This is a genomic window from Micromonospora sp. NPDC049051 (assembly GCF_043197575.1).
Classification (GTDB): domain Bacteria; phylum Actinomycetota; class Actinomycetes; order Mycobacteriales; family Micromonosporaceae; genus Micromonospora.
In genome coordinates this window covers 340,924-363,539 of sequence record NZ_JBICTL010000006.1, presented here as the reverse complement: position 1 = coordinate 363,539, position 22,616 = coordinate 340,924, and the positions used below count along the sequence as shown (strand labels likewise).

19 protein-coding genes are annotated in these 22,616 nt (G+C 69.5%); 11 read left to right on the top strand and 8 right to left on the bottom strand.

What is annotated here, in order from left to right; translation table 11 throughout:
* Window position 1: 1 nt before the first annotated feature.
* The 4 genes from ACGFIR_RS25615 (at window position 2) to ACGFIR_RS25600 (ending at window position 5,315) form a co-directional block, all read left to right on the top strand.
* Entirely contained in the window at window positions 2-1,363 is a 1,362-nt protein-coding gene (locus ACGFIR_RS25615; RefSeq protein ID WP_393147595.1) for a nucleotide disphospho-sugar-binding domain-containing protein, read from the top strand.
* A gap of 247 nt (window positions 1,364-1,610) precedes the next feature.
* Window positions 1,611-2,588 (top strand): dTDP-glucose 4,6-dehydratase, encoded by a 978-nt coding sequence (gene rfbB / locus ACGFIR_RS25610; protein WP_393147593.1) that lies wholly within the window; start codon window positions 1,611-1,613, stop codon window positions 2,586-2,588.
* Window positions 2,589-2,788: 200 nt separating this feature from the next.
* Complete coding sequence (locus tag ACGFIR_RS25605; protein WP_393147747.1) at window positions 2,789-3,046, top strand: hypothetical protein; 258 nt, start codon at window positions 2,789-2,791, stop codon at window positions 3,044-3,046.
* A gap of 742 nt (window positions 3,047-3,788) precedes the next feature.
* The gene (locus ACGFIR_RS25600; protein ID WP_393006666.1) at window positions 3,789-5,315 is read left to right on the top strand and encodes a hypothetical protein; all 1,527 of its coding nucleotides are present in this window, start codon (window positions 3,789-3,791) and stop codon (window positions 5,313-5,315) included.
* Window positions 5,316-5,418: 103 nt separating this feature from the next.
* Here ACGFIR_RS25600 and ACGFIR_RS25595 read toward each other — a convergent pair whose 3' ends face one another.
* Entirely contained in the window at window positions 5,419-5,859 is a 441-nt protein-coding gene (locus tag ACGFIR_RS25595; protein WP_393006664.1) for a VOC family protein, read from the bottom strand.
* A 150-nt stretch (window positions 5,860-6,009) separates the two neighbouring features.
* On the opposite strand from ACGFIR_RS25595, the gene ACGFIR_RS25590 reads away from it, so the two are divergent.
* From ACGFIR_RS25590 to ACGFIR_RS25560, 7 genes are all read left to right on the top strand, one after another.
* Window positions 6,010-6,702, top strand: a complete 693-nt coding sequence (locus ACGFIR_RS25590; RefSeq protein ID WP_393147591.1) for a nitroreductase family protein — start codon at window positions 6,010-6,012, stop codon at window positions 6,700-6,702.
* 307 nt (window positions 6,703-7,009) lie between these two features.
* Complete coding sequence (locus ACGFIR_RS25585; protein ID WP_393006660.1) at window positions 7,010-7,264, top strand: hypothetical protein; 255 nt, start codon at window positions 7,010-7,012, stop codon at window positions 7,262-7,264.
* Window positions 7,265-7,283: 19 nt separating this feature from the next.
* A complete protein-coding gene (locus tag ACGFIR_RS25580) occupies window positions 7,284-7,577 on the top strand; it encodes a WXG100 family type VII secretion target (protein ID WP_393006658.1) in 294 nt (97 codons plus the stop codon).
* A gap of 16 nt (window positions 7,578-7,593) precedes the next feature.
* On the top strand, window positions 7,594-9,210 hold the full coding sequence (locus tag ACGFIR_RS25575) for a hypothetical protein (RefSeq protein ID WP_393147589.1): 1,617 nt from the start codon (window positions 7,594-7,596) through the stop codon (window positions 9,208-9,210).
* A gap of 7 nt (window positions 9,211-9,217) precedes the next feature.
* Window positions 9,218-9,727, top strand: coding sequence for a DUF6301 family protein (locus ACGFIR_RS25570; protein ID WP_393147587.1), 510 nt, complete (start codon window positions 9,218-9,220; stop codon window positions 9,725-9,727).
* 182 nt (window positions 9,728-9,909) lie between these two features.
* Window positions 9,910-12,525, top strand: a complete 2,616-nt coding sequence (gene rph / locus ACGFIR_RS25565) for a rifamycin-inactivating phosphotransferase (protein WP_393147585.1) — start codon at window positions 9,910-9,912, stop codon at window positions 12,523-12,525.
* A gap of 124 nt (window positions 12,526-12,649) precedes the next feature.
* The gene (locus tag ACGFIR_RS25560) at window positions 12,650-13,906 is read left to right on the top strand and encodes a phospholipase D-like domain-containing protein (protein ID WP_393147583.1); all 1,257 of its coding nucleotides are present in this window, start codon (window positions 12,650-12,652) and stop codon (window positions 13,904-13,906) included.
* Window positions 13,907-14,102: 196 nt separating this feature from the next.
* Here ACGFIR_RS25560 and ACGFIR_RS25555 read toward each other — a convergent pair whose 3' ends face one another.
* From ACGFIR_RS25555 to ACGFIR_RS25525, 7 genes are all read right to left on the bottom strand, one after another.
* Complete coding sequence (locus ACGFIR_RS25555) at window positions 14,103-14,996, bottom strand: SGNH/GDSL hydrolase family protein (protein WP_393006648.1); 894 nt, start codon at window positions 14,994-14,996, stop codon at window positions 14,103-14,105.
* Between the two features lie 164 nt (window positions 14,997-15,160).
* Complete coding sequence (locus ACGFIR_RS25550; protein ID WP_393006845.1) at window positions 15,161-16,153, bottom strand: LacI family DNA-binding transcriptional regulator; 993 nt, start codon at window positions 16,151-16,153, stop codon at window positions 15,161-15,163.
* Window positions 16,154-16,366: 213 nt separating this feature from the next.
* Window positions 16,367-17,869, bottom strand: a complete 1,503-nt coding sequence (gene araA / locus ACGFIR_RS25545) for an L-arabinose isomerase (RefSeq protein WP_393006646.1) — start codon at window positions 17,867-17,869, stop codon at window positions 16,367-16,369.
* 23 nt (window positions 17,870-17,892) lie between these two features.
* A complete protein-coding gene (gene yjfF, locus ACGFIR_RS25540) occupies window positions 17,893-18,885 on the bottom strand; it encodes a galactofuranose ABC transporter, permease protein YjfF (RefSeq protein WP_393006644.1) in 993 nt (330 codons plus the stop codon).
* Window positions 18,882-19,949, bottom strand: coding sequence for an ABC transporter permease (locus tag ACGFIR_RS25535; protein WP_393147581.1), 1,068 nt, complete (start codon window positions 19,947-19,949; stop codon window positions 18,882-18,884). The genes yjfF and ACGFIR_RS25535 overlap by 4 nt, the downstream gene beginning before the upstream one ends.
* A complete protein-coding gene (locus ACGFIR_RS25530; RefSeq protein WP_393147579.1) occupies window positions 19,946-21,487 on the bottom strand; it encodes a sugar ABC transporter ATP-binding protein in 1,542 nt (513 codons plus the stop codon). Before ACGFIR_RS25530 ends, ACGFIR_RS25535 begins: the two co-directional genes overlap by 4 nt.
* A gap of 89 nt (window positions 21,488-21,576) precedes the next feature.
* Window positions 21,577-22,569 (bottom strand): ABC transporter substrate-binding protein, encoded by a 993-nt coding sequence (locus ACGFIR_RS25525; RefSeq protein WP_393006638.1) that lies wholly within the window; start codon window positions 22,567-22,569, stop codon window positions 21,577-21,579.
* Window positions 22,570-22,616: the final 47 nt, after the last annotated feature.

The window sequence follows — 22,616 nt, the reverse complement described above, 5'->3', positions numbered from 1 at the left end:
GATGCGGGTGGTATTCGTCATTTGGCCGGCGGCCGCACACTTGTATCCGTTGGTTCCACTCGCGTGGGCGCTCAAGGCCGCGGGGCACGAGGTCTGTGTCGTCTCCCACGCGTCCATCGCGGAGTCAACGGCGTCGATGGGGCTCACCCCGGTTTCGTGGTGTGACCCGAACAGCATGCCGATACCGATGGGCCCGGGACGGCCCTACCCGGAGGAGCGCGCGGAGCTGGCTCGCGTCACCGAGGCCATGGCCTTCGGACCCGACGATCCGGACCGCGAGCACTGGGATGTCCTCACCCAGTTCTACCTGCCTGCGATGTGGGACTTCATCCCGTACAAGGGCGACCCCGGCGAGCCGATGCCCGCGATGGACGGCCTGGTGGAGTTCACCCGGACCTGGAAGCCGGATCTGGTGCTCTGGGACCCCTGCATTCCCGGCGCGGCGGTCGCGGCCCGGGCCAGCGGCGCCGTCCAGGCGCGCTGGTGGACCGCACCCGACGTGTTCTGCCGCAGCATCGACAGGTTCACCGAGGTCACCAGCAGGCCCGGTGGCCCGTCGGTGGAGAACCCGCTGGTCGAGACCGTACGGCCGCTGGCCGACCGGTACGGCGTCGAGATCGACGACGAGCTGCTGTTCGGGCAGTGGACCGTCAATCAGCAGCCGGCGGCGGTAGGGCCGGAGGTGTCGGCGCAGACGTTGTCGATGCGGTGGATCCCGCATGCGCGGCAGGAGGTCATGCCGGACTGGATGTACCCGGTTCCGGCGCGCCCGCGGGTGGCCGTCTCGCTCGGCCTGTCCGAACGACTGTTCATGGAGGGGGGCTGGGCCCACATCCCGGCCCTGCTGGAAGCCCTGTCCACGTTGGACGTCGAGGTCATCGCCACGCTGAACAAGACCCAGCTGGGGGCGGTGTCCAAGATCCCGGACAACGTCCGGGTGTTCGACTTCGTCCCGCTCAACCAGCTGATGCCGACCTGTTCGCTGCTGATCCACCACGGCGGTATGGGCACCGTCATGCCCGCGGTGGCGAACTGCGTGCCGCAACTCGTGCTCGACTTCGTCGGCAACGAGATCTCGGCGACCGCCCTGGGAGGTCGGATGGGCCGCTCCCGGTACAGCCTGGGGCCCGCCCTGTCCAGGTACCTCACGGAAACCGGCGCGGGGTTGATCATTGACGTTAGCAAGCCGTCCGTCGACGAGATGCGCGAGCAGATCATGCGGGTGCTGACCGAGCCCTCGTTCCGGCAGGGCGTCGCGCGGATGCACAACGACCTGCTGGCCACGCCCAGTCCGGCCGAATTCGTTCCTATCCTGGAGCGGATGGTCGCCCGGCACCGGCAACCGGATTCCACGGCGCACTGACCCACCACGCCGACGAGCCCTCGGGCAGGGCACTCGTACGGCGGGAGACACACCGGCTCGGCGGCGGCGGTCCGCGCGACACGCGACCGCCGCCGTCCAGCCGGGGAACGAGGCGTACGGTCGCCGTACGGTTGACCCTCCTTGCGGCCTTCGCCTCGCAGCGGGCCGACGGGAGTCCGCGCGGCGCACGCCTGCCGTTGCGTCCCGGCCGGCGCAGTCCCGGTCCGGCATCTTGAGGAGGGTAAGAATGCGCTTGCTCATCACCGGGGCGGCCGGTTTCATCGGCTCGAACTACGTCCGGAATCTCCTCTCCGGCGCCTACGGAGACTCCGGCGTACAGGTCACCGCGCTCGACAAACTCACGTACGCGGGCAACCTGGAGAATCTCACCCCGGTGCGCGACCATCCCGGGTTCACCTTCGTCCACGGCGACATCTGCGACGCCCGGCTGCTCGCGGAGCTGATGCCGGGCCACGACGCCGTGGTCAACTTCGCCGCCGAGACGCACGTCGACCGGTCGATCACCAGCGCGGACGCCTTCGTGCAGACGAACGTGGTCGGCACCGCCGGGGTGCTGCAGGCGGCGATGGACGCGTGCGTGCCGCGGGTGGTCCACGTCTCGACCGACGAGGTCTACGGTTCGATCGACTCCGGCTCGTGGACGGAGGAGAGCCCGCTGCTGCCCAACTCCCCCTACGCGTCGGCGAAGGCGGGCGCCGACCTGCTGGCCCGGGCGTTCGCCCGCACCTACGGCCTGGACGTCAGAGTGACCCGGTGCAGCAACAACTACGGCCCCTACCAGCACCCTGAGAAGATCGTTCCGCTGTTCGTGACCAATCTCCTGCGGGGAGAGACGGTTCCGCTGTACGGCGACGGCCTGAACGTGCGCGACTGGCTGCACGTGGACGACCACTGCAGGGGCATCCACCTGGTGCTCGAGCAGGGACAGCCGGGTGAGGTCTACAACATCGGCGGCGGGCAGGAACTGACCAACCGCCAGCTGACACACCTGCTGCTGGAGATCTGCGGTGCCGGCCCGGAGCGCATCCGCGCGGTGCCCGACCGCCCGGGCCACGACCGGCGGTATTCGATCAACGACGCGAAGCTGCGCGCCCTCGGCTACACGCCCCGGGTCGCGTTTGCCGAAGGCCTGGCCGCGACGGTCGCCTGGTACCGCGACAACCCGCAGTGGTGGCAGCCGCTGCGCCGCGACCCCGTGGTGTGAGCACGGCGGCGAACCCGGGACCGGGCGAGCACCGTGCCGCCGGGGCGAGCACGGCGGCGAGCGGCGCCTCACGGACGGCAGCATCTCGATGAAGGGCCCGTCGGTGTGGTGGAGTGGCGCCCCGGTGACGGAGCATCGGGGGCAGTGACACCCGGCCACCGGCGCGGTGCGGGGTGCGTGCCGGCCAGAGAGGCAGCGACATGTCCGGCGCGCAGTTGTACGACACCATCGGTGCCGCCTACACGGTGACGCGGCGGACCGAGCCACGGATCGCCGCGCAGGTCTGGGCAGCGCTGGGCGATGCGCGTTGGCTTCGGCGGTTCTGGCTCACCCGCGCCTACCAGCCCGAGGTCGCGAGCCTCGTGGTCGGCCGGCCTTCGCTGACCGAGCTGACCGAGCTGGCCGACGCGGTCGATCTCGACACGGCGGAACTCGGTCTCCGTCTGCTTGTGGCCTGACCCGCCACGACGCCAGCCGACTCGGGCTCGTCATCGCGCGACAGTCCGACGATGCGGACGACAGGCCGACGATGCGGATCGGCCGGTCGACGCCAGCGGCGTAGCCAAGAATTGCAGGAATGATCACGGCCGGCGGAAAGGACACCGGTTCACGCGCGAATCGTCCGGCTAGTTGGCGATAACCGCCGCTGTCCGCGAATTCTCCGCAATCTCAGAGATGCGGCCGTTCCTCGGGGATACGAGCATTCTCAGGAAGTCTCTGACAGAAAGCCCGTATGCCGCCGACGGTGATCGGCCGAGGAGGAGCCTGCGCACGATGACCACGCTTGGTGAGAATCGCGGCACGATGCGTAGCGGCGACGCGCCCTGATTCGGAAATGGTCCTGACCGCCGCTGTTGCCGCAGCGACCAGGCAGTAGTCGCCATCAGCACTCACGATAGGACGAAGCCCGTGACAATCTACAGATTCGGTGCCGGTCGCTCGACCAGAGCGGGCGGCAGGCGCGATGGCACCGCCGTGGAGGGGGCCGGGCCCGCCCGAACTCCGTTCAGGAGACGCGCCAGGCGGATCGGTGCCCTCGTGATGCTCGGGTCGATGGTCGCCACGCTGCTCGGTCCGCCGGGCCCGGCGAACGCGATCTCGGAGCAGTCCTCCGGGGTGCGGGGATCCGACGGGACGATCTACACCGTCACCAACCACCTGACCGTCGACGCGTTCCGTGGCGGCCCGCGGAAGTGGTTGTTGGCCTGGTCCGGTGCGGTGGATGCCGCCAATCCCGACGCCAAGGACTTCCTCGCGGTCATCGACGCCACCAAGGGCTCCCGCAGCTACGGTCGCGTGGTCAACACGGCGACATTCGGCCCGCAGCGGCAGAACGAACCGCACCACATGCAGTACGTCTGGCACAAAGGCCAGCGGATCTACGCCGGCGGCATCTTCTCGGACACGGTTTTCGTGCTCGACGCGAGCCGACTGCCGGTGCTGAGGATTACCGGAGTCAACCTGCCGGCCGACACTCCGTGCGGTTCGGCGCCGGACGCCTTCGCGGTGCTCAGTGACGGCACCGCCTACGCCAGCTACATGGGCGGCCCGAACGTCCCCGGGCCCTGCACCTACTCCGACGGCCAGGTGCGGGTCGGTAACGGCTACGCGGGCTCTCCGGGAGAGATAGTCCGGATCGGCAAGGACGGCAGGACCATATCGGAGATCGCGACCGCACTGCCGTACGGCGAGGATCCGACCAAGTGTCACAACTACCCGGCCCTCGAGAAGGCGACGTGCGCTAACCCGCACGGCATCGCGGTGCGGGAGGATCTCAACCGGATGGTGGTGACCGACTACACCGAGATCAAGAACAATCTCAATCCGCCGACCCCGGAGATCGATCCGCTCTGGTTGCGCGACACGGTGCGGATCTTCGACATCACCAACCGCAACCGGCCGAAACTGAAGTCGGTTTCCCGGCTGCCCGACGGCCCGCGGGTGGATGAACCCGCGTTCGCCGAGCCCCGAATGGTGATGGAGCCCGCGGTCACCCACCAGCCTCGGCACCGCGGCGCGTTCGCGTCGACCATGGCGGGTGGGGCCGTCTACTACACGCCGGACATCACCAAGCCGGACCCGGAGTGGCGCGAGGTCTTCGACGACAGCACGGCGTATCGGAAGTTCGACACGTCCGGCCTGCTCAGCGGGTCCAACAGTGGCGGCAGTTGGCTCTGGGTCACCCCGGACGACCGGTTCCTGGTGCACACGGTGATGGGTGCCGACTGGCGCCTGCCCCGGGACGCACAGACCGGGATGGTGTACGTGCTGGACATCCAGAAGCTGCTGGCCTCCGGCAACAATCCGAAGTGCAAGATCGACGAGATCGAGGAAGTGACCGCTGGCGGGCACGAGTCTGACTGCCCGGCGCTGACCGGGGTGATGCCGGTCCGTGACACCGTTTCCACGTTCGCCGGCGTCGGCCCGCACTGGGGGGCCATGGACAACTTCACCCGCGGCCGGGACGGCATCTACCGTGAGAACGGCGGGCTGAGCCGGATAGCGTCGGCCAACTATTTCGTCTCCCCGCTGCTCGATGGCGACCACCGGATCTGCATGTACGACTTCAGTGCAAGCGGTGAGGTGTCGATGGACACCTCGTTCCGGGACGAGGTGAACGGCGCCGAGTGCCTCAACTTCAACCGCCAGAAATGGCCGCACGGCTCGGTGGGCGAGGCCCGGCCACATGGCCTGCTGTTCGTGGTCAGCGACAGCGTGCTGCGTTAGACGCGAAAGATGGCCGTGTCGGGCGGGGACCAGGTGTCCCCGCCCGACACCGGTGACAGCTGGACCGCGCGGATCGTCTCCTGGCGAACGACCGCCGGCAGGCTCAGCCGAGCTGCTCGGCCAGTGCGATGATGATTCCCTCCGGGCCACGGACGTAACAGAGCCGGTAGCTGTCCTCGTACTGCGCCACCTCGCCGAGGAGCTCGGCGCCGTGACTGCGCAGACGGGTGAGGACGTCCTCGATGTCGTCGACGGCGAACATGATGCGACGGATACCCAGGGTGTTGGGCGGTGCGACCTTCGGCTCAGCGCTGAACGCCGTCGGGGCGTCGAACTTCGTCAGTTCAAGCCGACCGTGGCCGTCCGGGGTCCGCATCATCGCGATCTCGACCCGCACGTCGTCGAGCCCGACGACCCGGTCCACCCAACGACCCTCGACCGGCCCCTGGCCCTCCATCTCCATACCAAGTTCGACGAAGAACGCGGCAGCAGCCTCCAGGTCGTCGACGACGATGCCGACGTGATCCATCCGCTGAATCGTCATATCTCGGAGTATAGGGCCAGAGACTCGTAGTCATCCGGGAACGCCCCTTTAGCCGGTTGCTGTCCGGGGGCGGCACGGGCCGGGAAGGCCGGCCAGATGCCGCAAGCTCAAAGAAGATCACGCCCCAGCCGAATCACTACTCTTCGAGACATGCCAGCCACCCTGGGCCTCTCGACCGACGAACTTCTCAGCACCACCCGGGCCGTCCGTCGGCGACTCGACCTCGATCGCCCGGTCCCCCTCGACGTGGTGCGTGAGTGCGTGGACCTGGCACTGCAGGCGCCGAGCGGATCCAACCTGGAGCCGTGGTGCTTCGTGGTCGTCTCCGACCCGGTGAAACGGATGGCGATCGCCGAGATCTACCGCAAGGCATTCGCCATCTACCGTGACCTCCCCTTCGCCGCCGACAAGATCACCAAGGAGGACGCGGCGCGCGACGCCGCCCAGCAGCGCGTGATGGCGTCGGTCGAGTATCTCGCCGAGCACCTGCACGAGGTGCCGATGCTCGTGGTGCCGTGCGTGAGCACGTGGGATCCAGGTCCGATGGAACGCCTGATGTCGGCCGCCATGTTCGGTTCCGTGATCCCGGCCGTGTGGAGCTTCTGCCTGGCGGCCCGTTCGCGTGGCCTCGGCACGGCCTGGACCACCCTGCACCTGATGTTCGAGGCGGAGGTCGCACAGGTTCTCGACATCCCGGTGGACGCGGTACGCCAGGTGGGCCTGCTGCCGGTCGCCTACACCCGGGGTGAGAAGTTCCGGCCCGCGATGCGCCGCTCGGTCGACCACGCGCTGCACCTCGACGGCTTCGACCCGAGCCGCGCCCCGAGTGCACCGCCGTCCTGACGAACCGGTCCGGTGATCAGACGCGTCCCGCCCCCGGCCGCGTACGTCGACAACCGATACCGGATCCGCCAGCAGCCGCGGGTGAGTTACGGGATCAGCTGCCCTGGCGCTCCTCCCCGCACCGGTCCACGAATCGATTTACATGTTCCTGCGGTGCCAGTATCGTCGAGGGTTCTCAGAGGTCGACGAAGGTCCATCAAAAGGTTCCTGACATGAGTTTCCCAGCGCGATCACCGCGTTGGCGACGGGCAGGTGCCGGAAGGATGATCAGACCATGGCATCGGGGTTTGGTTTCGATCGTGCCGCCGTGGATCAGACCCGGCGGGAACTCGCCAGCGTCCGGGCGGAGTTGGCGGCCGCCCGGCAACAGCCGGACGGCGTACCGATGGTCGAACCGAAGCCGGTCGTGGACGCGCTGCACGGCTTCGTCAGCGGGATGGCGGCGGCACACGCCACCGTGCACGAGTCGGTGGACCTCGTCGCGCGGTGGTTCGACCACCTCGTTGACGGTCAGTTGGAGTTGGACCGGATCCAGGCGGACCTGGCGACTCCCGAACAGTGATGGGGAGAAGGGACGACACGTGGTCGACGTCAATATCGGATATGACGGCCTGCAGCGCGCGGCGGGCCAGTTGCGGACCGGCCAGACCGAGATGACTCAGCGGCTCCAGACCATGAAGTCGATGATCGACCAGCTCGTCACCAGCGAGTTCCGCACCCAACTCGCCTCCTCACGTTTCCAGGACTCCTACCAGCAGTGGTCGACCGGCGCGCAGAACATGATCGACGGACTCGAGGGGATGGCGGCCTTCCTCAACGACACGATCCGCGAGTACCAGGACCTCGACAACCGACTCGCGGGCGGCATCGGCTGACGCTTGTCCCCGACCCATGAACGTCTGGGAGGCCGTCGACCTGCCCACCGACCCCGTCCCCGGCTCGCCGGGCGAACTGCGGACGATGGTCGCGCAGCTGCGTCGGCGGACCGCCTACGCCCGCCGGCTCGCGAACCGGCTGCAAGCCGTCTCCGCGGGCAGCCACCGCATGCGGCTGAGAGGGGACTTCGCCGTCGTGTTCCGGCAGGGCCTGTCCGAGCTGCCGGGAGAGGCCGCCAAGATCGCTTCGGCCTATGCCGCATGCGCCGACATCCTGCATGACTTCGAGACCCTGACCGACCAGACCAGGGCCACCACCCGGAGCATCCTGTCCCGGGCGGTGCAGGCGGACATGCAGTACCGCTGCCTGCTGGCGCAGTTCTGCGTGTTGATCGGGCCGGTGCCCCCCGGCAGGCCCGTCTGGCGCGGCCTCGACCCGGAGTTCGCGCTGGCGCTGACGATCAACCGTGACCCCGTGGCACGGCAGGTGGCCTGGCGGATCGGAACCCAGGCGCAGCACTGGGAACTACAGCGACAGCACTCCAGCAATTCGATCCGGAGGGTGCTGGAGCAGTACTCCCTGGCCGAGAGGCGGTGCGTCGAGCTGATCCAGCTGGCGATCCCGCAGGTGGAGAGCCTGCCCGACGCCTGGGATCACCGACTCCCGCGCTACGAACGGCGCGACCTCCGGCGGACCGGACAGAGGGACCGGCTGTACAGACGGCGGCTTTTTGCCGGACCCGACGACAAGAACCACTTCATCAAAGACCGGATGGGTGCGTGGCGGACGGACGACGGAAGACTCCGCGACTCGAAGCAGTACGTACACGACGACAACAAGCCCCTGCGGGGTGAGTTGTCCGAACGCGCCGTGTCGGGCCATCTGTACCGCCTCACGGCGTCCGGAAACAGCCTGCAGGAGGCCGCCGTACGGAAGCTCGCCAAGATGTCCAAGACATACAAACGTCTCCGCGATCTGGCGTGGGACCGGGAGATCGCACCGGTCGTCACCAGACTCGGGGCCGGCCTGGCGATGCACAGGTTCAGCGCGGACAAGCTCACCGCCCTCCTGGCGAGGGCGCGGCCCCACCTCAGTAACCAGGAATACGTGCGGTTGGCGACAGAGGGGCGACGGTTCCTCAGGCTGCAGCGGCGGGTCAATCAGACCAGCGAACGGCTCGGGTCGGCCGGGGGGTCCGTGGTGGTGGCGCGGGACTTCTCCGACGCGAGGCCCCTGACGGGCGCGACCTACGAGCGGGGCACCGCGGGCAACCTCGACCGCACGCTCTATCGCCGGGGTTCCTTCATCGCGATCGAGGAGAAGGGTGGCAGGGCGGGACTGGGCCAGGCGCAGGCGCCCGACCCACGGAAGCCGAACAGCCCAGAGGTGACGGTCGAGCAGGGAAGCGCGCTCTATCTGCGTAAACAACTCGAACAGGACAGCAAGCTGGGTCCCGTCCTCCGGGAGAACCCGGAACTCTGGTCCGAGATCCAGTCCGCCATCACAAATGGCGGCCCCGGCTCGATCCGCTATCTGCTGGTACGCACAAACGACGACTGCGAGATCACCGTCAGGGAATTCGTCATCGATCCGGACAAGCTGCGTCGCGGTTCGATCCGCTTGGTAAGGTGATTCACCGATGCCGGAAGGTGGAGGAATAGTGACCTGGCGGCGGCTGGACATGGCGTCACTCCGACTGCTGTTCACCCGGCTCGGATCGGCCTCGTGGAGTTGGTCGATCAGCGAGGTGCCGGCTCTGGCCGAGCGGATGCACTGGGACGTCCGGGAGACCATCGACGGTCTCGGCGCGGTTGCCGACGGCGGATTCGAGGTCGGCGACAAGCAGATCGTCCTGACCTTCGACGCCGGCCATGTCGACGACATCATGATCTGGCTGACGGAGACCATCGAAGACCCGCCGGTCGAGTCGCAGGTCTTCCTGTACGACACCTTCACCGACGCCGTCGACGCCGCCACCGATGTCCTTGGCCCGCCGACGGGGCGTACGTCGGGCGAATCGCCGGCGGCACACTGGCGTGGCCCCGAGTCGACCGTCCAGATCCGGCACGCCGAGTTCGCCGTGGCCGTGGTGTGGGCCTCCAACGAGTACCAGGACGAGTGGGACCAGGTCATCAAGGACCTCGCCTGACGACTGGCGAGGTGCGACAGCGCGCGTCACGCTTTGTGAGAACTGTTTCAGTTCGCGGCGGAAAACAGTGGCTGTGGTCCCACTTAAACGTATATCGCACCCCGGGGCTTGCCGCAAGACCGGGGTCCTGCCGCAGAATCGTCGGCCGGGCCCGGGAACGGTGGAAAGAAATGGGGTACGGCATGCGTGTGTCGTTGTCGAGCAACCGGTACGTGTCAGACCTCCGGGAGGTCGACGACAGGCATGTCGCGATCGTCGGCGGCAAGGGCGCGCACCTGGGGGCGTTGTCACGGATCGACGGCGTCCGGGTACCGGCCGGCTTCTGCGTGACGACGGACGCCTACCGGCGGATCCTGGCCGACGTGCCGTCGATCGACGATCGGCTCGCCCAACTGTCGCAGGTGGCCCCGGACGACCGGGAGACGGTACGCACCCTCAGTGCGGAGATCCGCCGGAGCATCGAGGCGGTCGTCCTGCCCGACGACGTGGCGGCGGCGATCGTACGGGCTCTCACCGAACTCGGTGAGCGGGCCGCGTACGCCGTCCGGTCCAGCGCCACGGCGGAGGACCTGCCGACGGCCTCCTTCGCGGGCCAGCAGGACACGTACCTCAACGTCCTGGGGCAGGCGGCGGTGCTCGAGCACGTCAGCCGATGCTGGGCCTCGCTGTTCACGGAGCGGGCCGTGGCCTACCGGCAACGCAACGGCATCGACCATCGCACGGTCCGCATGGCCGTTGTCGTACAGAAGATGGTCTTCCCGCAGGCGGCCGGGGTCCTGTTCACGGCCGACCCCGTGACGTCCCACCGGAAGGTCGCCTCGGTGGAGGCCAGCTTCGGTCTCGGCGAGGCTCTGGTCTCCGGGCTGGTGAACGCGGACGCCTACCGGGTGCGGGGCGATGAGATCGTCCACCGGGCGATCGCCGGCAAAGCGCTCGCCGTCCACGCCCGACCGGGCGGCGGGACGGTGGAACGGGCGGTCGACCCGGCGCGGCAGGACCAGCCGGCGCTGACGGATGCACAGGTCGTGCGGCTGGTACGGCTGGGCCGGCGGATCGAAGCCCACTTCGGCCACCCGCAGGACATCGAGTGGTGCCTCGTCGACGACGACTTCCAGATCGTGCAGAGCCGGCCGATCACCACGCTGTTCCCCGTCCCCGAGGCCCGCGACGGGGAGAACCACGTCTACCTCTCCGTGGGGCATCAGCAGATGATGACCGACGCCATGAAGCCGCTGGGGCTCTCGGTGTGGAAGCTGACGGCCCTCGCGCCCATGCACGACGCCGGTGGGAGGCTCTTCGTCGACGTCACCCGGGCCCTGGCGTCGCCTTCGGGCCGCGCCGCCCTGTTCCAGCTCGCGGGAAGGTCCGATCCGCTGGTGAGGGACGCGCTGGAGACCATCGTCGACCGTGGCGACCTCATTTCGCCGCTGCCCGACCAGGGTCCTCCGGCAGGGCCGCCCGCAGGCGACGCGCCCGCCCCGATCGAGACCGACCCGGCCATCGTCACCGACCTCATCGAACTCAGCCGGGCCGCCAACGCCACCCTGCGGCGCGACATCGGGACGAAGTCCGGCCCGGCGCTGTTCGACTTCCTCCTGGCGGCCTTCGAGGAACACAAGCGACTGCTGACCGATCCGCGCAGCATGCAGGTGCTGATGGCGGCCATGGATGCCTCGTGGTGGCTCAACGAGCAACTGGAGGCATGGCTGGGCGAGAAGAACGTGGCCGACACGCTCACGCTGTCCGCTCCCCACAACGTCACGTCGGAGATGGGGCTGGCGCTCCTGGACGTCGCCGACGTCATCCGTCCGTACCCGGAGGTGGTCGCCTTCCTGCAGGAGGCCGACGACGAGGGCTTCCTGGACGAACTGGCCGCGCTGCCCGGCGGCCCGGAAGCGCGCGACGCCATCCAGGCCTACCTCGACAGGTACGGCATGCGCTGCGTCGGGGAGATCGACATCACCAGGCCACGCTGGAGCGAACGCCCGACCACGCTCGTGCCCCTCATCCTCGACAACGTCAGGAACTTCGCGCCGGGCGCCCGCGAGCGGCGCTTCGAGCAGGGGCGCCGGCAGGCGGAGATGAAGGAACAGGAGGTTCTGGAGCGCCTGCGGGCCCAGCCCGACGGCGAGCGGAAGGCGCTGGAGACGAAGCGGATGATTGACCGGGTCCGCACCTTCATCGGGTACCGGGAGTATCCGAAGTACGCCATCGTCAGCCGCTACCTCACCTACAAGCAGGCCCTGCTGAGAGAGGCCGAGCACCTCGTGCGGGCCGGCGTGCTTCCGGAGCAGGAGGACATCTTCTACCTCACCTTCCAGGAACTGCACGACGTCGCGCGTACGCACGAGGTGGACGATCAGCTCATCCGCCGGCGGAAGGAGGAGTTCCGGTCGTACCGGACGCTCACGCCGCCCCGGGTGCTCACGTCCGAGGGTGAGGGCATCAACGGCGCGTACCGCCGCGACGGCGTGCCGGCGGGCGCGCTGGTCGGCCTCCCGGTCTCCGGCGGGATCGTCGAGGGGCGGGCCCGTGTCGTCCTGGACCTGGCCCGGGCCGATCTCGAACCGGGCGACATCCTGGTCACCGCCTACACCGATCCGAGCTGGTCACCCCTGTTCGTCGCGATCGCCGGGCTGGTGACCGAGGTGGGCGGCCTCATGACCCACGGGGCGGTGGTCGCCCGGGAGTACGGCTTGCCGGCCCTCGTCGGGGTGGAGCACGCGACCAGGCTGATCCGGGACGGGCAGCGGATCCGCGTGCACGCGGCCGACGGGTACGTCGAGATCCTGCCCTGACCGGCAACCGACCGGAGGGCGTGCCGGCGCGGGGTAGCCGGTCGGGCGCGAGCGGTGACACCATCCGTACATGTCTATTCGTCGATTTATTTCACCACTCGCGACCCGATCGGCACTGGTCTTCGTGACCGTCCTCGCCGCCAGCGGCGTCCCCGCCCTGCTCCCCGCGCCGGCCAGCGCCGCCGAGCCCGACCCCGTCATGAACAAACCGGTGTTCAGCCGCCCGCTCGGCTCGGCCGCCGAGCAGAACGCGATCTTCACGCAGCTGGCCCGGATCATCGACCGGGTCCCGACCGGCGAGGAGATCCAGATGTCGTGGTTCCACTTCTCGTTCTCGGATGTCACCGATTCGGCCACCACCCCGGACCTCCCCGGTCGCCTCATCCGGGCGCACCAACGGGGCGTCCGGGTGAAGATCATCGTCGACCAGGCCTCGGCCACCGGGCGCCCGTTCCAGCGACTGCAACCGGTCCTCGGCTCGACGGACACCGCCGGCTCGTACATCGTGCACTGCGCGGACCGGTTCCCGAGCCAGGACCGCGGCTGCATCGGCACGAGGGCGATCCAGTACACCGACTCGACGGTCACCGCCTACAACCACAACAAGTTCCTGACCGCCTCGAAGATCGTGCTCGACACCGGGGCGACCGTGTCCAACGTGGTGTTCCAGGGCTCGGCGAACCTGACGTGGTGGGACGCGAACGAGGCGTACAACAACGGGGTGACGTTCAGCGACGCCACGACATTCAACGCCTACCGGACGTACTTCGCGGACCTACGCTCGCACCGGTACAGCTCGACCGGCGACAACGACTACTACTGGGTGACACCGACCGGCAGCACCTACAAGGCGCACTTCTTCCCCCGCCGGGAGCGGTCCGGCCAGCCGGTCTCCGATCCCGCCACCGACACCGTGGTCAGCATCCTGAACTCGGTGGCGTCGTGCACCTACGACGACGCGGGCACCCGCCGACAGACCGACATCCGGGTCAACATGTACTCGTTCAACCGACCCGAGGTGGCCAAGCGGCTCACCGCGCTGCGCAACGCGGGCTGCTGGGTCGACGTCGTCTACACCGAGGCGAACACCGCGGTGCTCAACGCGCTGGGCAGCAACATCCAGCTCACCAGGTGCAACTTCAACGTCGGCCCGGGGCTGGACATCCGGACCCACAACAAGTACATGCTGATCGACGGCGCGTACGACGACGACATCGTGCCGCGGGTCTTCACCGGCAGTCACAACTACGCCGTCTCGGCCCTGCGGCAGGCTGACGAGACGCTGCTGCGGATCATGGGACGCGGCATGCACGACGACTACCTGAACGACTTCTGGCACGTCCGGGACATCTGCCGGGCCCGGGGCGGAGCCGTCCGCTGAACGGTGCCCTGAGCCTGACGCCGGCCGAGCCGGCCCTGCTCTGCCCGGGTTGGGCGGAGCAGGGCTTCGGTCCCGTGGGCCGGCGACATCTCTCGACGTCGCGACCCCGGCCGGTGCGGAGCCCGGGCACAGCCCTCGTGGCCGTCGCCCGGGCCCCGGCGCGGAGGCGAGCCTCTCCCCCGCCCGTGACGGCGGGTCAACTGTTCAGCTTGGCCACCAGCGCGTTGGCCATGCCCTGCTCACCCCTGGCGTTGGGGTGGAAGGGGGCGGCGGCGTTCTGCGGGATCAGCCCCTCGACCCACCGGGTGCCGCTGCTCTTGCAGGTGTCGTAGCCGACCGACGGGGCGTAGACGTCGGCGTAGGTGGCGTTGTTCGCCGCCGCGGTGTTGGCGAGCATCGTGTTCAGGGACTTCTGGATGCCACGCAGGTACGGCACGTCCTGGTAGGCGATCGGCACCACCGGCCAGCAGCCGTTACCGCTGTCCGGCAGGATCGCCGGGTACCCGAGCACCACGACCCGGGCGTTCGGGGCGGCCCGGCGGACCCCCTGCAGCACGGCGTTCACCTTCGGTGCGGTGGCGGCGATCCTGGCCTGCAACTGGTCGACGCCTCCGGCGGTGTACTGGTTCTTGCACGGTGACCCGAGCGGACTCCGCAGGCTCGCCTCCGCGCAGTCGGTGATGATGCCGGCGAAGCCGATGTCGTTCCCGCCGATCTGCACGGTGACCAGCGCCGTGTTCGAGGTGACCGCGTTGAGCTGCGGCGGCAGCGAGATGCCCAGCGCGCCGTCGCCGCCGTACAGGATGTCGTCGGTGGTGGCGCCGGAGCAGCTCACGTCGGCGAACGACGACGAGCGGGCGGCGGTGGCGACCAGCGACGGGTAGTTGCGGTTGGAGCGCATGCAGTTGAGGTCGACCTGCGTGGGGATCAGCGGGCCGGAGGTGAACGAGTCACCCAGCGCGACGTAGCGACCGGTGGGCAGGGCCGCGTTGGCCGGTGCGGCGAGGGCCAGCAGCACACCGGCGGTGGCCGCGGTGAACGCGGCCAGCCGGCTGGCCGCCCGGAGGAATGGCAGGCGGGGACGGGTCATGGCATCTCCAGGGATCATGGTGGGTGCCGTGATTCTGTCCGCGCCGTCGCCGAACGTCAATATCGATGATTGTCGCCGGCATGACGACGATCACCGCGCACGGCCCCACGGGCGCAGGTGGACGGGCCGCGCCGGCCGCGCTCGGGCACGCAAAGCGGTGCCCGTCAGCGGCGCGGCGGGGCTGCGACGCTGTCGCGGGCGACCAGGCTCGGCGCGACGGTCTGCCGCAACGGGCCGGCGGCGTTCGGCGACTCGATCTGGGCGAGCAGCATGTCCAGGCTCGCCCGGGCGACCGCGGCGAAGTCGGGCCGCACGGTGGTCAGCGGCGGGATGAAGTACGCGGCCTCCGGCACGTCGTCGAAGCCGACCACGCTGATGTCGGCGGGCACCCGTCGGCCGTGCTCGTGCAACGCCCGCAGCACGCCCAGCGCCAGGTGGTCGTTGGCGGTGAAGACCGCCGTGACCTCTGGCATCCGGGCGAGCATCTGCCCGCACCGGTAGCCCGCCGCCGCGGACCAGTCCGCCGGGACCAACGGCGGCACCTCGGCGCCCGCCAGTTGCAGAGCCTCCCGCCAGCCCTCGATGCGGCCAGCGCTGTCGAACCAGTCCGGCGGGCCGGAGACGTGCCAGACCGTGCGGTGCCCCGCGTCGAGGAGGTGCTGCGTGGCGGCCCGGGCGCCGGCGACCTGGTCGACCGTCACCAGCGGGATCGATCGGCCCGGGTCACCGTCGACGGTGACCAGGGGCACGTCCTGGGGAAGTCGTTCGAGGGCCTCCCCGGCCGACTCCACCGGCGCGATCACGACGACGCCGGCGACCCGGTGCGCCAGATGCCGCTCCACCGCCGCCGAGATGGAGCGGTGGTCCAGGTCGCTGACGCTGCCGACGCTGACCGCGAAGCCCGCCTCGGCGGCCGCCTGTTCCAGCGCGGCCAGCAACGACGCCGGGCCGTAGAGGGTGGTGTTCTGCGCGACCACACCGATCACCTGGGACCGGCCGGTCACCAGTGCCCGCGCGGCCCGGTTGGGCCGGTAACCCAGCTCGGCGATCGCCGCCTGGACGCGGAGCCGGGTCTGCTCGCGCACGTTGGGGTGCCCGTTGAGGACCCGGGACACCGTCTGGTGCGAGACGCCGGCGAGGCGGGCCACGTCCGTCATCGCGGGACTGCGCACGGGCTACCTCACTCCTCCCCACCGGCCCCGTCGGTGATCGCGCACGTCGAATCGGCGGGAGCGGACCACGTGGTGCTGAATCCGCCCTCCCATCCGCCACGGCGACGTGTGCCGGGTGACCGAGGTTGGAACGTCGACAGTCTACGCCAGCGCTCCCGCCGGCCAGGGTGCGGCTGAGCCGACGTACGCGCCCGCCGGTCAGAACCCCCGGGCGAGCCGGTAGTAGGCCTGGTTCCACCGGATCTCGTCGGCGAGGCGGCGCGGGTCGGTGTGCGCGTCGATGACGAGCAGCTCGGTCCGGGTCATCTCCGCCAGGTCGTGCAGCTCCGCCACGCCCACGGCCTGGGACAGCACGGTGTGGTGCGGGGCGCCGGCGGTGATCCAGGCCTCCGCCGAGCCGGCCAGGTGCGGGCGGGGCCGCCACACGGCCCGCGCGACCGGCAGCCGGCGCAGCGGACGCGGCGGCGCCACCACGTCGACCTCGTTGGCCACCAGGCGGAAGCGCTCCCCCATGTCCGCCAGGCCCAGCACGACCGCCGGACCGGGCGCGGCGTCGAACACCAACCGGACCGGGTCCTCACGCCCGCCGATGCTCAACGGGTGGATCTCGACCTTCGGGGTGTCGCCGGCGATCGTCGGGCACACCTCGAGCATGTGGGCGCCGAGCACCAGTTCGTCCCCCGGCGTGAGATCGTAGGTGTAGTCCTCCATGAAGGACGTGCCACCGTCGACCCCGACCGCCATCGACTTGAGCGCGTGGACCAGCACGGAGGTCTTCCAGTCGCCCTCCCCGCCGAAGCCGTAACCGTCGGCCATGAGTCGCTGCACGGCGATGCCCGGCAGCTGGCGCAGCCCGCCCAGGTCCTCGAAGTTCGTGGTGAAGGCCCGGAAGCCGCCCTCGTCCAGGAAGGCGCGCAGGCCCAGCTCCAGACGTGCGGCGTAGCGCAGCGAGGAGTGCCGCGCCCCGCCGGGCCGCAGCTGCGGGTCGACCCGGAAGGTGTCGTCGTACTCCTTGACGAGGTCGTCGATCCGCGCGTCGGCCACCTGGTCGACGACCGCCACGAGGTCGTTGACGCCGTAGGTGTTGACCGAGACGCCGAAACGCAGCTCCGCCTCGACCTTGTCACCCTCGGTCACCGCCACGTCGCGCATGTTGTCCCCGAAGCGCGCCAGCCGCAGCGACCGCATCGCCGAGTAGCCCAGCGCGGCCCGGGCCCAGGCGCCGATCCGGACGGTCACCCGGGGATCGCTGACGTGCCCGGCGACGGTCTTGCGGGCGACGCCGAGGCGCGTCTGGATGAAGCCGAACTCGCGGTCGCCGTGCGCGGCCTGGTTCAGGTTCATGAAGTCCATGTCGATCTCGTCCCAGGGCAGCAGGACGTTGGCCTGGGTGTGCAGGTGCAGCAGCGGCGTCTGCAGGGCGTCCAGCCCGGCGATCCACATCTTGGCCGGCGAGAAGGTGTGCATCCAGGCGATCACCCCGACCGCACCCCGCACGGCGGCGTCCCGGCACGCGTCGAGGATGGCGGTGCTGGAGGTCAGGACCGGCTTCCAGACCACCCGGACGGGGATGTCCGGCGACTCGTCGAGCCGCGCGGCGATCTGCCGGGACTGCTCGGCTACCTGCCGGAGGGTGTCCTCGCCGTACAGGCCCTGGCTGCCGGTGAGGAACCAGACCTCGGGTTCGGGGTGCGTTGCCATGCGGTTGCCTTCCGAGAGGGCGGTCACTTGAGGCGGATGCCGACGAGGCGCTGGAGGAGGATGAAGGCGAAGAGCAGGCCACCGATCACGATCCTCGTCCACCAGGAGTTGAGGCTCCCGTCGAAGGTGATCAGGGTCTGGATCACGCCGAGCACCAGCACCCCGAGCACGGTGCCGAAGACGTAGCCGGACCCGCCGGTGAGCACGGTGCCGCCGATGACGACGGCCGCGATCACGTCCAGCTCCATGCCGACGGCGATCAGCGGCGCGCCGGAGAGCGTGTAGAACGACAGCAGGATGCCGCCGACGGCCGAGCACAACCCGCTGACGGTGTAGACGGCGATCCGGGTGCGCCCCACCGGCAGGCCCATCAGCAACGCCGACTGCGGGTTGCCGCCGATCGCGTACACGTTGCGGCCGAAGCGGGTGTACGTGAGCACGTACGCGGCGACGAGCACCACCGCGAACGCGATCAGCACGCTGATCGACACGAAGTTGCCGCGGGGATCGCCGATGCGCTCCTGCGACACCGCCGTCCAGAACCCGTCGGTGATGGGGATGGACGCGTCGCTGATGAACGTGCACATGCCCCGGGCGAAGAACATCCCGGCGAGGGTGGCGATGAACGGTTGGATCTCGAAGAAGTGGATGGCGCAGCCCATCAGGAACCCGAGGATCGGGCCGATCAGCAGCGCGACGACCAGCACGAGTGCCGCCGGCAGCCCGGCCCGCAGCAGCGACGCCGACACCATGGCGGTCATCGCGACGACGGAGCCGACCGACAGGTCGATGCCGCCGGTGAGGATCACGAAGGTCATGCCCACCGCGACGACCAGCAGGAACCCGTTGTCGATGAAGACGTTGAAGACGACCTGGACGTTGGAGAACGCGCGGTACTGGGACACGCCGACGCCGTACATGACCAGCAGCAGGGCGAGCGTGGCCAGGACCGGGACGTGCCGCCGGGGCACACCGGGCCGCCAGGTGCGCACGGTGGTCAGTGGCGTACTGCTCATGCCGGCACCTGCTCCTTCTCCCGGCGCGGCACCGCGGACCCCGGCCTTCTCCCGCCACGGCGGCGGAACCTGGCCCGGAACGCCGGTGACTGGATGAGGCAGACGGCGATGACGACGACGGCCTTGAACAGCAGGGCCGTCTGCGGCGAGACGTTCATGGCGTAGACCGTGGTGGTGAGGGTCTGGATGATCAGCGCACCGAGGATGGTGCCGCCGAGGAAGAACCGGCCGCCGGCGAGTGAGGTGCCGCCGATGACCACCGCGAGGATCGCGTCGAGTTCCACCCAGAGCCCGGCGGCGTTGCCGTCGGCGCTGGACACGTTCGCCGTCATCATGAACCCGGCGATCGCGGCGCAGGCGGCGCTGACCACGTACACGAGGAAGACCACGCGACCGGATCGGATGCCGGCCAGCCGGCTCGCCTCGGCGTTGCCCCCGACCGACTCGACGATCAGACCGAGCGCGGTACGACGGGTCAGGGCGGCGACGAGCAGGGCCACCCCGAGTGCGATGAGGATGGCCAGCGGCAGGGTCAGGAAGTGTCCGAGCCCGATCGCCCGGTACGGCCCGGAGTTGATCGTCAGGATCTGCCCCTCCGTGACCAACTGCGCGACACCCCGACCGGCCACCATGAGGATCAGCGTGGCGATGATGGGCTGGATGCCGATGACGGCGACCAGGACCCCGTTCCAGGCGCCGAGCGCGAGCGCGGCGCCGAAGGCCAGCGCGAGCGCTGTGAGGACGGTCGACGGGCTGTTCTGGTCGGGCGCCGCGCTGATGTGCAGGCAGGCGACGGCGCCGGCGATGGCACAGATCGAGCCGACGGAGAGGTCGATGCCGCCCGTGGCGATGACGAGGGTCATGCCCAGCGCGACCAGCATCAGCGGTGCGCTCAGCCGGAGGATGTCGACCAGGGTGCCGTAGAGCTGCCCGTTCTTCACCTCGACGGAGAGAAAGCCGGGCCGGTAGACCGCGTTGGCCAGGATCATGACCACCAGCACGAGCACCGGCCAGAACAGGCGGTGGCCGGTCAGCGGACGGAGGCGGTCGGCGACGGCGTTCACCGGGACACCTCCTCGCCGCTGGTGTGACGGGCGATGGCCCGCATGACGCGGTCGGCGTCGAGAGTGTCGTCGTTGTCGAGCTGGGCGACCATCGTCCGGTCGCGCATCACGGCGACGCGGTGGCTCAGCCGTAGCACCTCCTCCAGCTCGGCGGAGATGAACAACACCGCCATGCCGTCGTCGGAGAGCTGGACCACCAGTTTCTGGATCTCGGCCTTCGCGCCGACGTCGATCCCGCGGGTGGGCTCGTCGAGGATCAGCAGCCGCGGTTCGGTGATGAGCCAGCGGGCCAGGAGCACCTTCTGCTGGTTGCCGCCGGAGAGGTTGCGCACCGGCAGATCCGGGTCCGCGGGCCGGATGCTGAGCGCCCGGACGTACCTCTCGACCAGCTCGTCCTGCCGGCGGCGGGGAATCGGGCGCAGCCAACCACGGGCCGCCTGCATCGCGAGGATCATGTTCTCCCGCACCGACAGCTCGGGGATGACGCCTTCCATACGGCGGTTCTCCGAGCAGAACCCGACGCCGCGGTCGATGGCCTGGCCGGGGTGGCGCAGCTGCGTCCCGCCGCCGTCGATGGCGACCCTGCCGTGGTCGGCGCGGTCGGCACCGAACAGCAGACGCGCCACCTCGGTGCGGCCGGAGCCGAGCAGGCCGGCGAGTCCGACCACCTCACCGGCGTGGATCCGCAGGCTGAAGGGGGCGACGGCGCCCCTGCGGCCCAGCGCCGACGCGTCCAAAAGCGGCACCGCGTCGGAGGAGACGGCAGTGGGCCGCCGCTGCTGCTCGTCGAGGCGCTCCAGGACGTCGAGCTCCCTGCCGATCATCTTCTCGACGAGGCTCAGCTGGGGCAGCTCCTCGGTCCGGTACTCCCCCACCAGGGCGCCGTTGCGCAGCACCGTGATGCGGTCGGCGATGCGGTAGACCTGGTCGAGGAAGTGCGTCACGAACAGGATGGCGATGCCCTCGTCGCGCAGCTGCCGCATGATCCGGAACAGCTGGGCGACCTCACCGGCGTCCAGGCTGGACGTCGGCTCGTCCAGGATCAGCACGCGGGCGCGTACGTCGATCGCCCGGGCGATGGCCACCATCTGCTGCACCGCCAGGGAGTACGTCCCGAGCTGCGCGGTGACGTCGATGTCGAGGTCCAGCCGGGCCAGCAGTTCCCGCGCCCGCCGGCGCGTCTCGCCCCAGCGGATCGCGCCGAACCGGCGGGGCTCCCGGCCGATGAAGATGTTCTCCGCCACGGACAGGTTGGCGCAGAGATTGACCTCCTGGTAGACGGTGCTCACACCGTGGGCCGACGCCTGCATCGGGCCGCTGAAGGCGACCGGTTCGCCGTCGAGCACGACGGTGCCCTCGTCGATGGCGTGCACGCCGGTCAACACCTTGATCAGGGTCGACTTGCCGGCGCCGTTCTCGCCCATCAGGGCGTGGACCTCGCCGGGGAAGAGCCGGAAGTCGACGTCGTGCAGCGCGCGTACCCCGGGGAAGGTCTTGCTGATCCCGGTCATGGTCAGGACCGGACGGCTACCCGTCATCTGATCGGACCTCTTCTGGATGGTGGCGTGACGAGAAGGGCCAGCGACGAGCCGGGGTCGCCGCCGCCGGGCGGCGGCCCCGGCACCGGTCAGTACTTGCGGTTCGGCAGTGCCTCCCTGGCCTGCTCCTGGGTGAAGGTGGTCTCCTCGGTCTCGATCCGGGCGGGCACCTCCTCGCCGGCGTGGACCTTCTTCGCCAGGTCCATCAGCTGGGGGCCGAGCAGCGGGCTGCACTCGGCGATGAAGTTGAACTTGCCGTCCGCGAGGGCCTGCATGCCGTCCTTCACCGCGTCGATGGTGATGATGGTGATGTCCTTGCCGGGCACCTTGCCGGCCGCCGTGATCGCCTCCAGCGCGCCCAGACCCATGTCGTCGTTGTGCGCGAAGAGCACGTCGATCTTCGGGTTGGCCTTGAGGAACTGCTCCATGACCTGCTTGCCGTCGGACCGCTTGAAGTCCCCCGACTGCGAGGCGACGATCTTCAGGTTCGGGTTGGCGGCGATCGCCTCGGCGAAGCCCTCCTTGCGGTCGTTGGCCGGCGCCGATCCGGTCGTCCCCTGCAGCTCGACGATGTGCACCGGGCCACTGGCGCCCTTGGTCTGCGCCACCAGCCACTCGCCGGCGAGGCGGCCCTCCTTGACGAAGTCCGACCCGAGGAAGGTCTTGTAGAGGGACTTGTCGGCCGAGTCGACGGCGCGGTCGGTGAGGATCACGGGGATGCCGGCGTCCTTGGCCTCCTTGAGCACGGTGTCCCAACCGGACTCGACCACCGGCGAGAAGGCGATGACGTCCACCTTCTGCTGGATGAAGTTGCGGATCGCCTTGATCTGGTTCTCCTGCTTCTGCTGCGCGTCGTCGAACTTCAGCTCGATCCCGGCCGCCGTGGCGGCCTCCTTGATCGAGGTGGTGTTCGCCGTCCGCCAGCCGCTCTCCGCGCCGACCTGCGAGAAGCCCAGCGTGAGCGTGCCGTCGTCGGCGGAGCCACCGCCCGTGTCGCTGTTGCCGCAGGCCGCCGCGCTGCCCGTGAGCAGCACGGTGGCGACGACTGCGACGAGGGTGCGTATCGTTCTCCTGGTTCTCATCGGTTCTCCTCGGGTGGGGTGATCCGGACACCTGCCTGGGCGTGCGT

What these genes read in the sequence shown, in the direction of transcription:
- ACGFIR_RS25595 (WP_393006664.1), bottom strand. Translation starts at nt 5,859, where the DNA reads ATGACGATTCAGCGGATGGATCACGTCGGCATCGTCGTCGACGACCTG.
- rfbB (WP_393147593.1), top strand. Translation starts at nt 1,611, where the DNA reads ATGCGCTTGCTCATCACCGGGGCGGCCGGTTTCATCGGCTCGAACTAC.
- yjfF (WP_393006644.1), bottom strand. Translation starts at nt 18,885, where the DNA reads ATGAGCAGTACGCCACTGACCACCGTGCGCACCTGGCGGCCCGGTGTG.
- araA (WP_393006646.1), bottom strand. Translation starts at nt 17,869, where the DNA reads ATGGCAACGCACCCCGAACCCGAGGTCTGGTTCCTCACCGGCAGCCAG.
- rph (WP_393147585.1), top strand. Translation starts at nt 9,910, where the DNA reads ATGCGTGTGTCGTTGTCGAGCAACCGGTACGTGTCAGACCTCCGGGAG.
- ACGFIR_RS25615 (WP_393147595.1), top strand. Translation starts at nt 2, where the DNA reads ATGCGGGTGGTATTCGTCATTTGGCCGGCGGCCGCACACTTGTATCCG.
- ACGFIR_RS25605 (WP_393147747.1), top strand. Translation starts at nt 2,789, where the DNA reads ATGTCCGGCGCGCAGTTGTACGACACCATCGGTGCCGCCTACACGGTG.
- ACGFIR_RS25570 (WP_393147587.1), top strand. Translation starts at nt 9,218, where the DNA reads ATGCCGGAAGGTGGAGGAATAGTGACCTGGCGGCGGCTGGACATGGCG.
- ACGFIR_RS25550 (WP_393006845.1), bottom strand. Translation starts at nt 16,153, where the DNA reads ATGACGGACGTGGCCCGCCTCGCCGGCGTCTCGCACCAGACGGTGTCC.
- ACGFIR_RS25525 (WP_393006638.1), bottom strand. Translation starts at nt 22,569, where the DNA reads ATGAGAACCAGGAGAACGATACGCACCCTCGTCGCAGTCGTCGCCACC.
- ACGFIR_RS25590 (WP_393147591.1), top strand. Translation starts at nt 6,010, where the DNA reads ATGCCAGCCACCCTGGGCCTCTCGACCGACGAACTTCTCAGCACCACC.
- ACGFIR_RS25530 (WP_393147579.1), bottom strand. Translation starts at nt 21,487, where the DNA reads ATGACGGGTAGCCGTCCGGTCCTGACCATGACCGGGATCAGCAAGACC.
- ACGFIR_RS25555 (WP_393006648.1), bottom strand. Translation starts at nt 14,996, where the DNA reads ATGACCCGTCCCCGCCTGCCATTCCTCCGGGCGGCCAGCCGGCTGGCC.
- ACGFIR_RS25575 (WP_393147589.1), top strand. Translation starts at nt 7,594, where the DNA reads ATGAACGTCTGGGAGGCCGTCGACCTGCCCACCGACCCCGTCCCCGGC.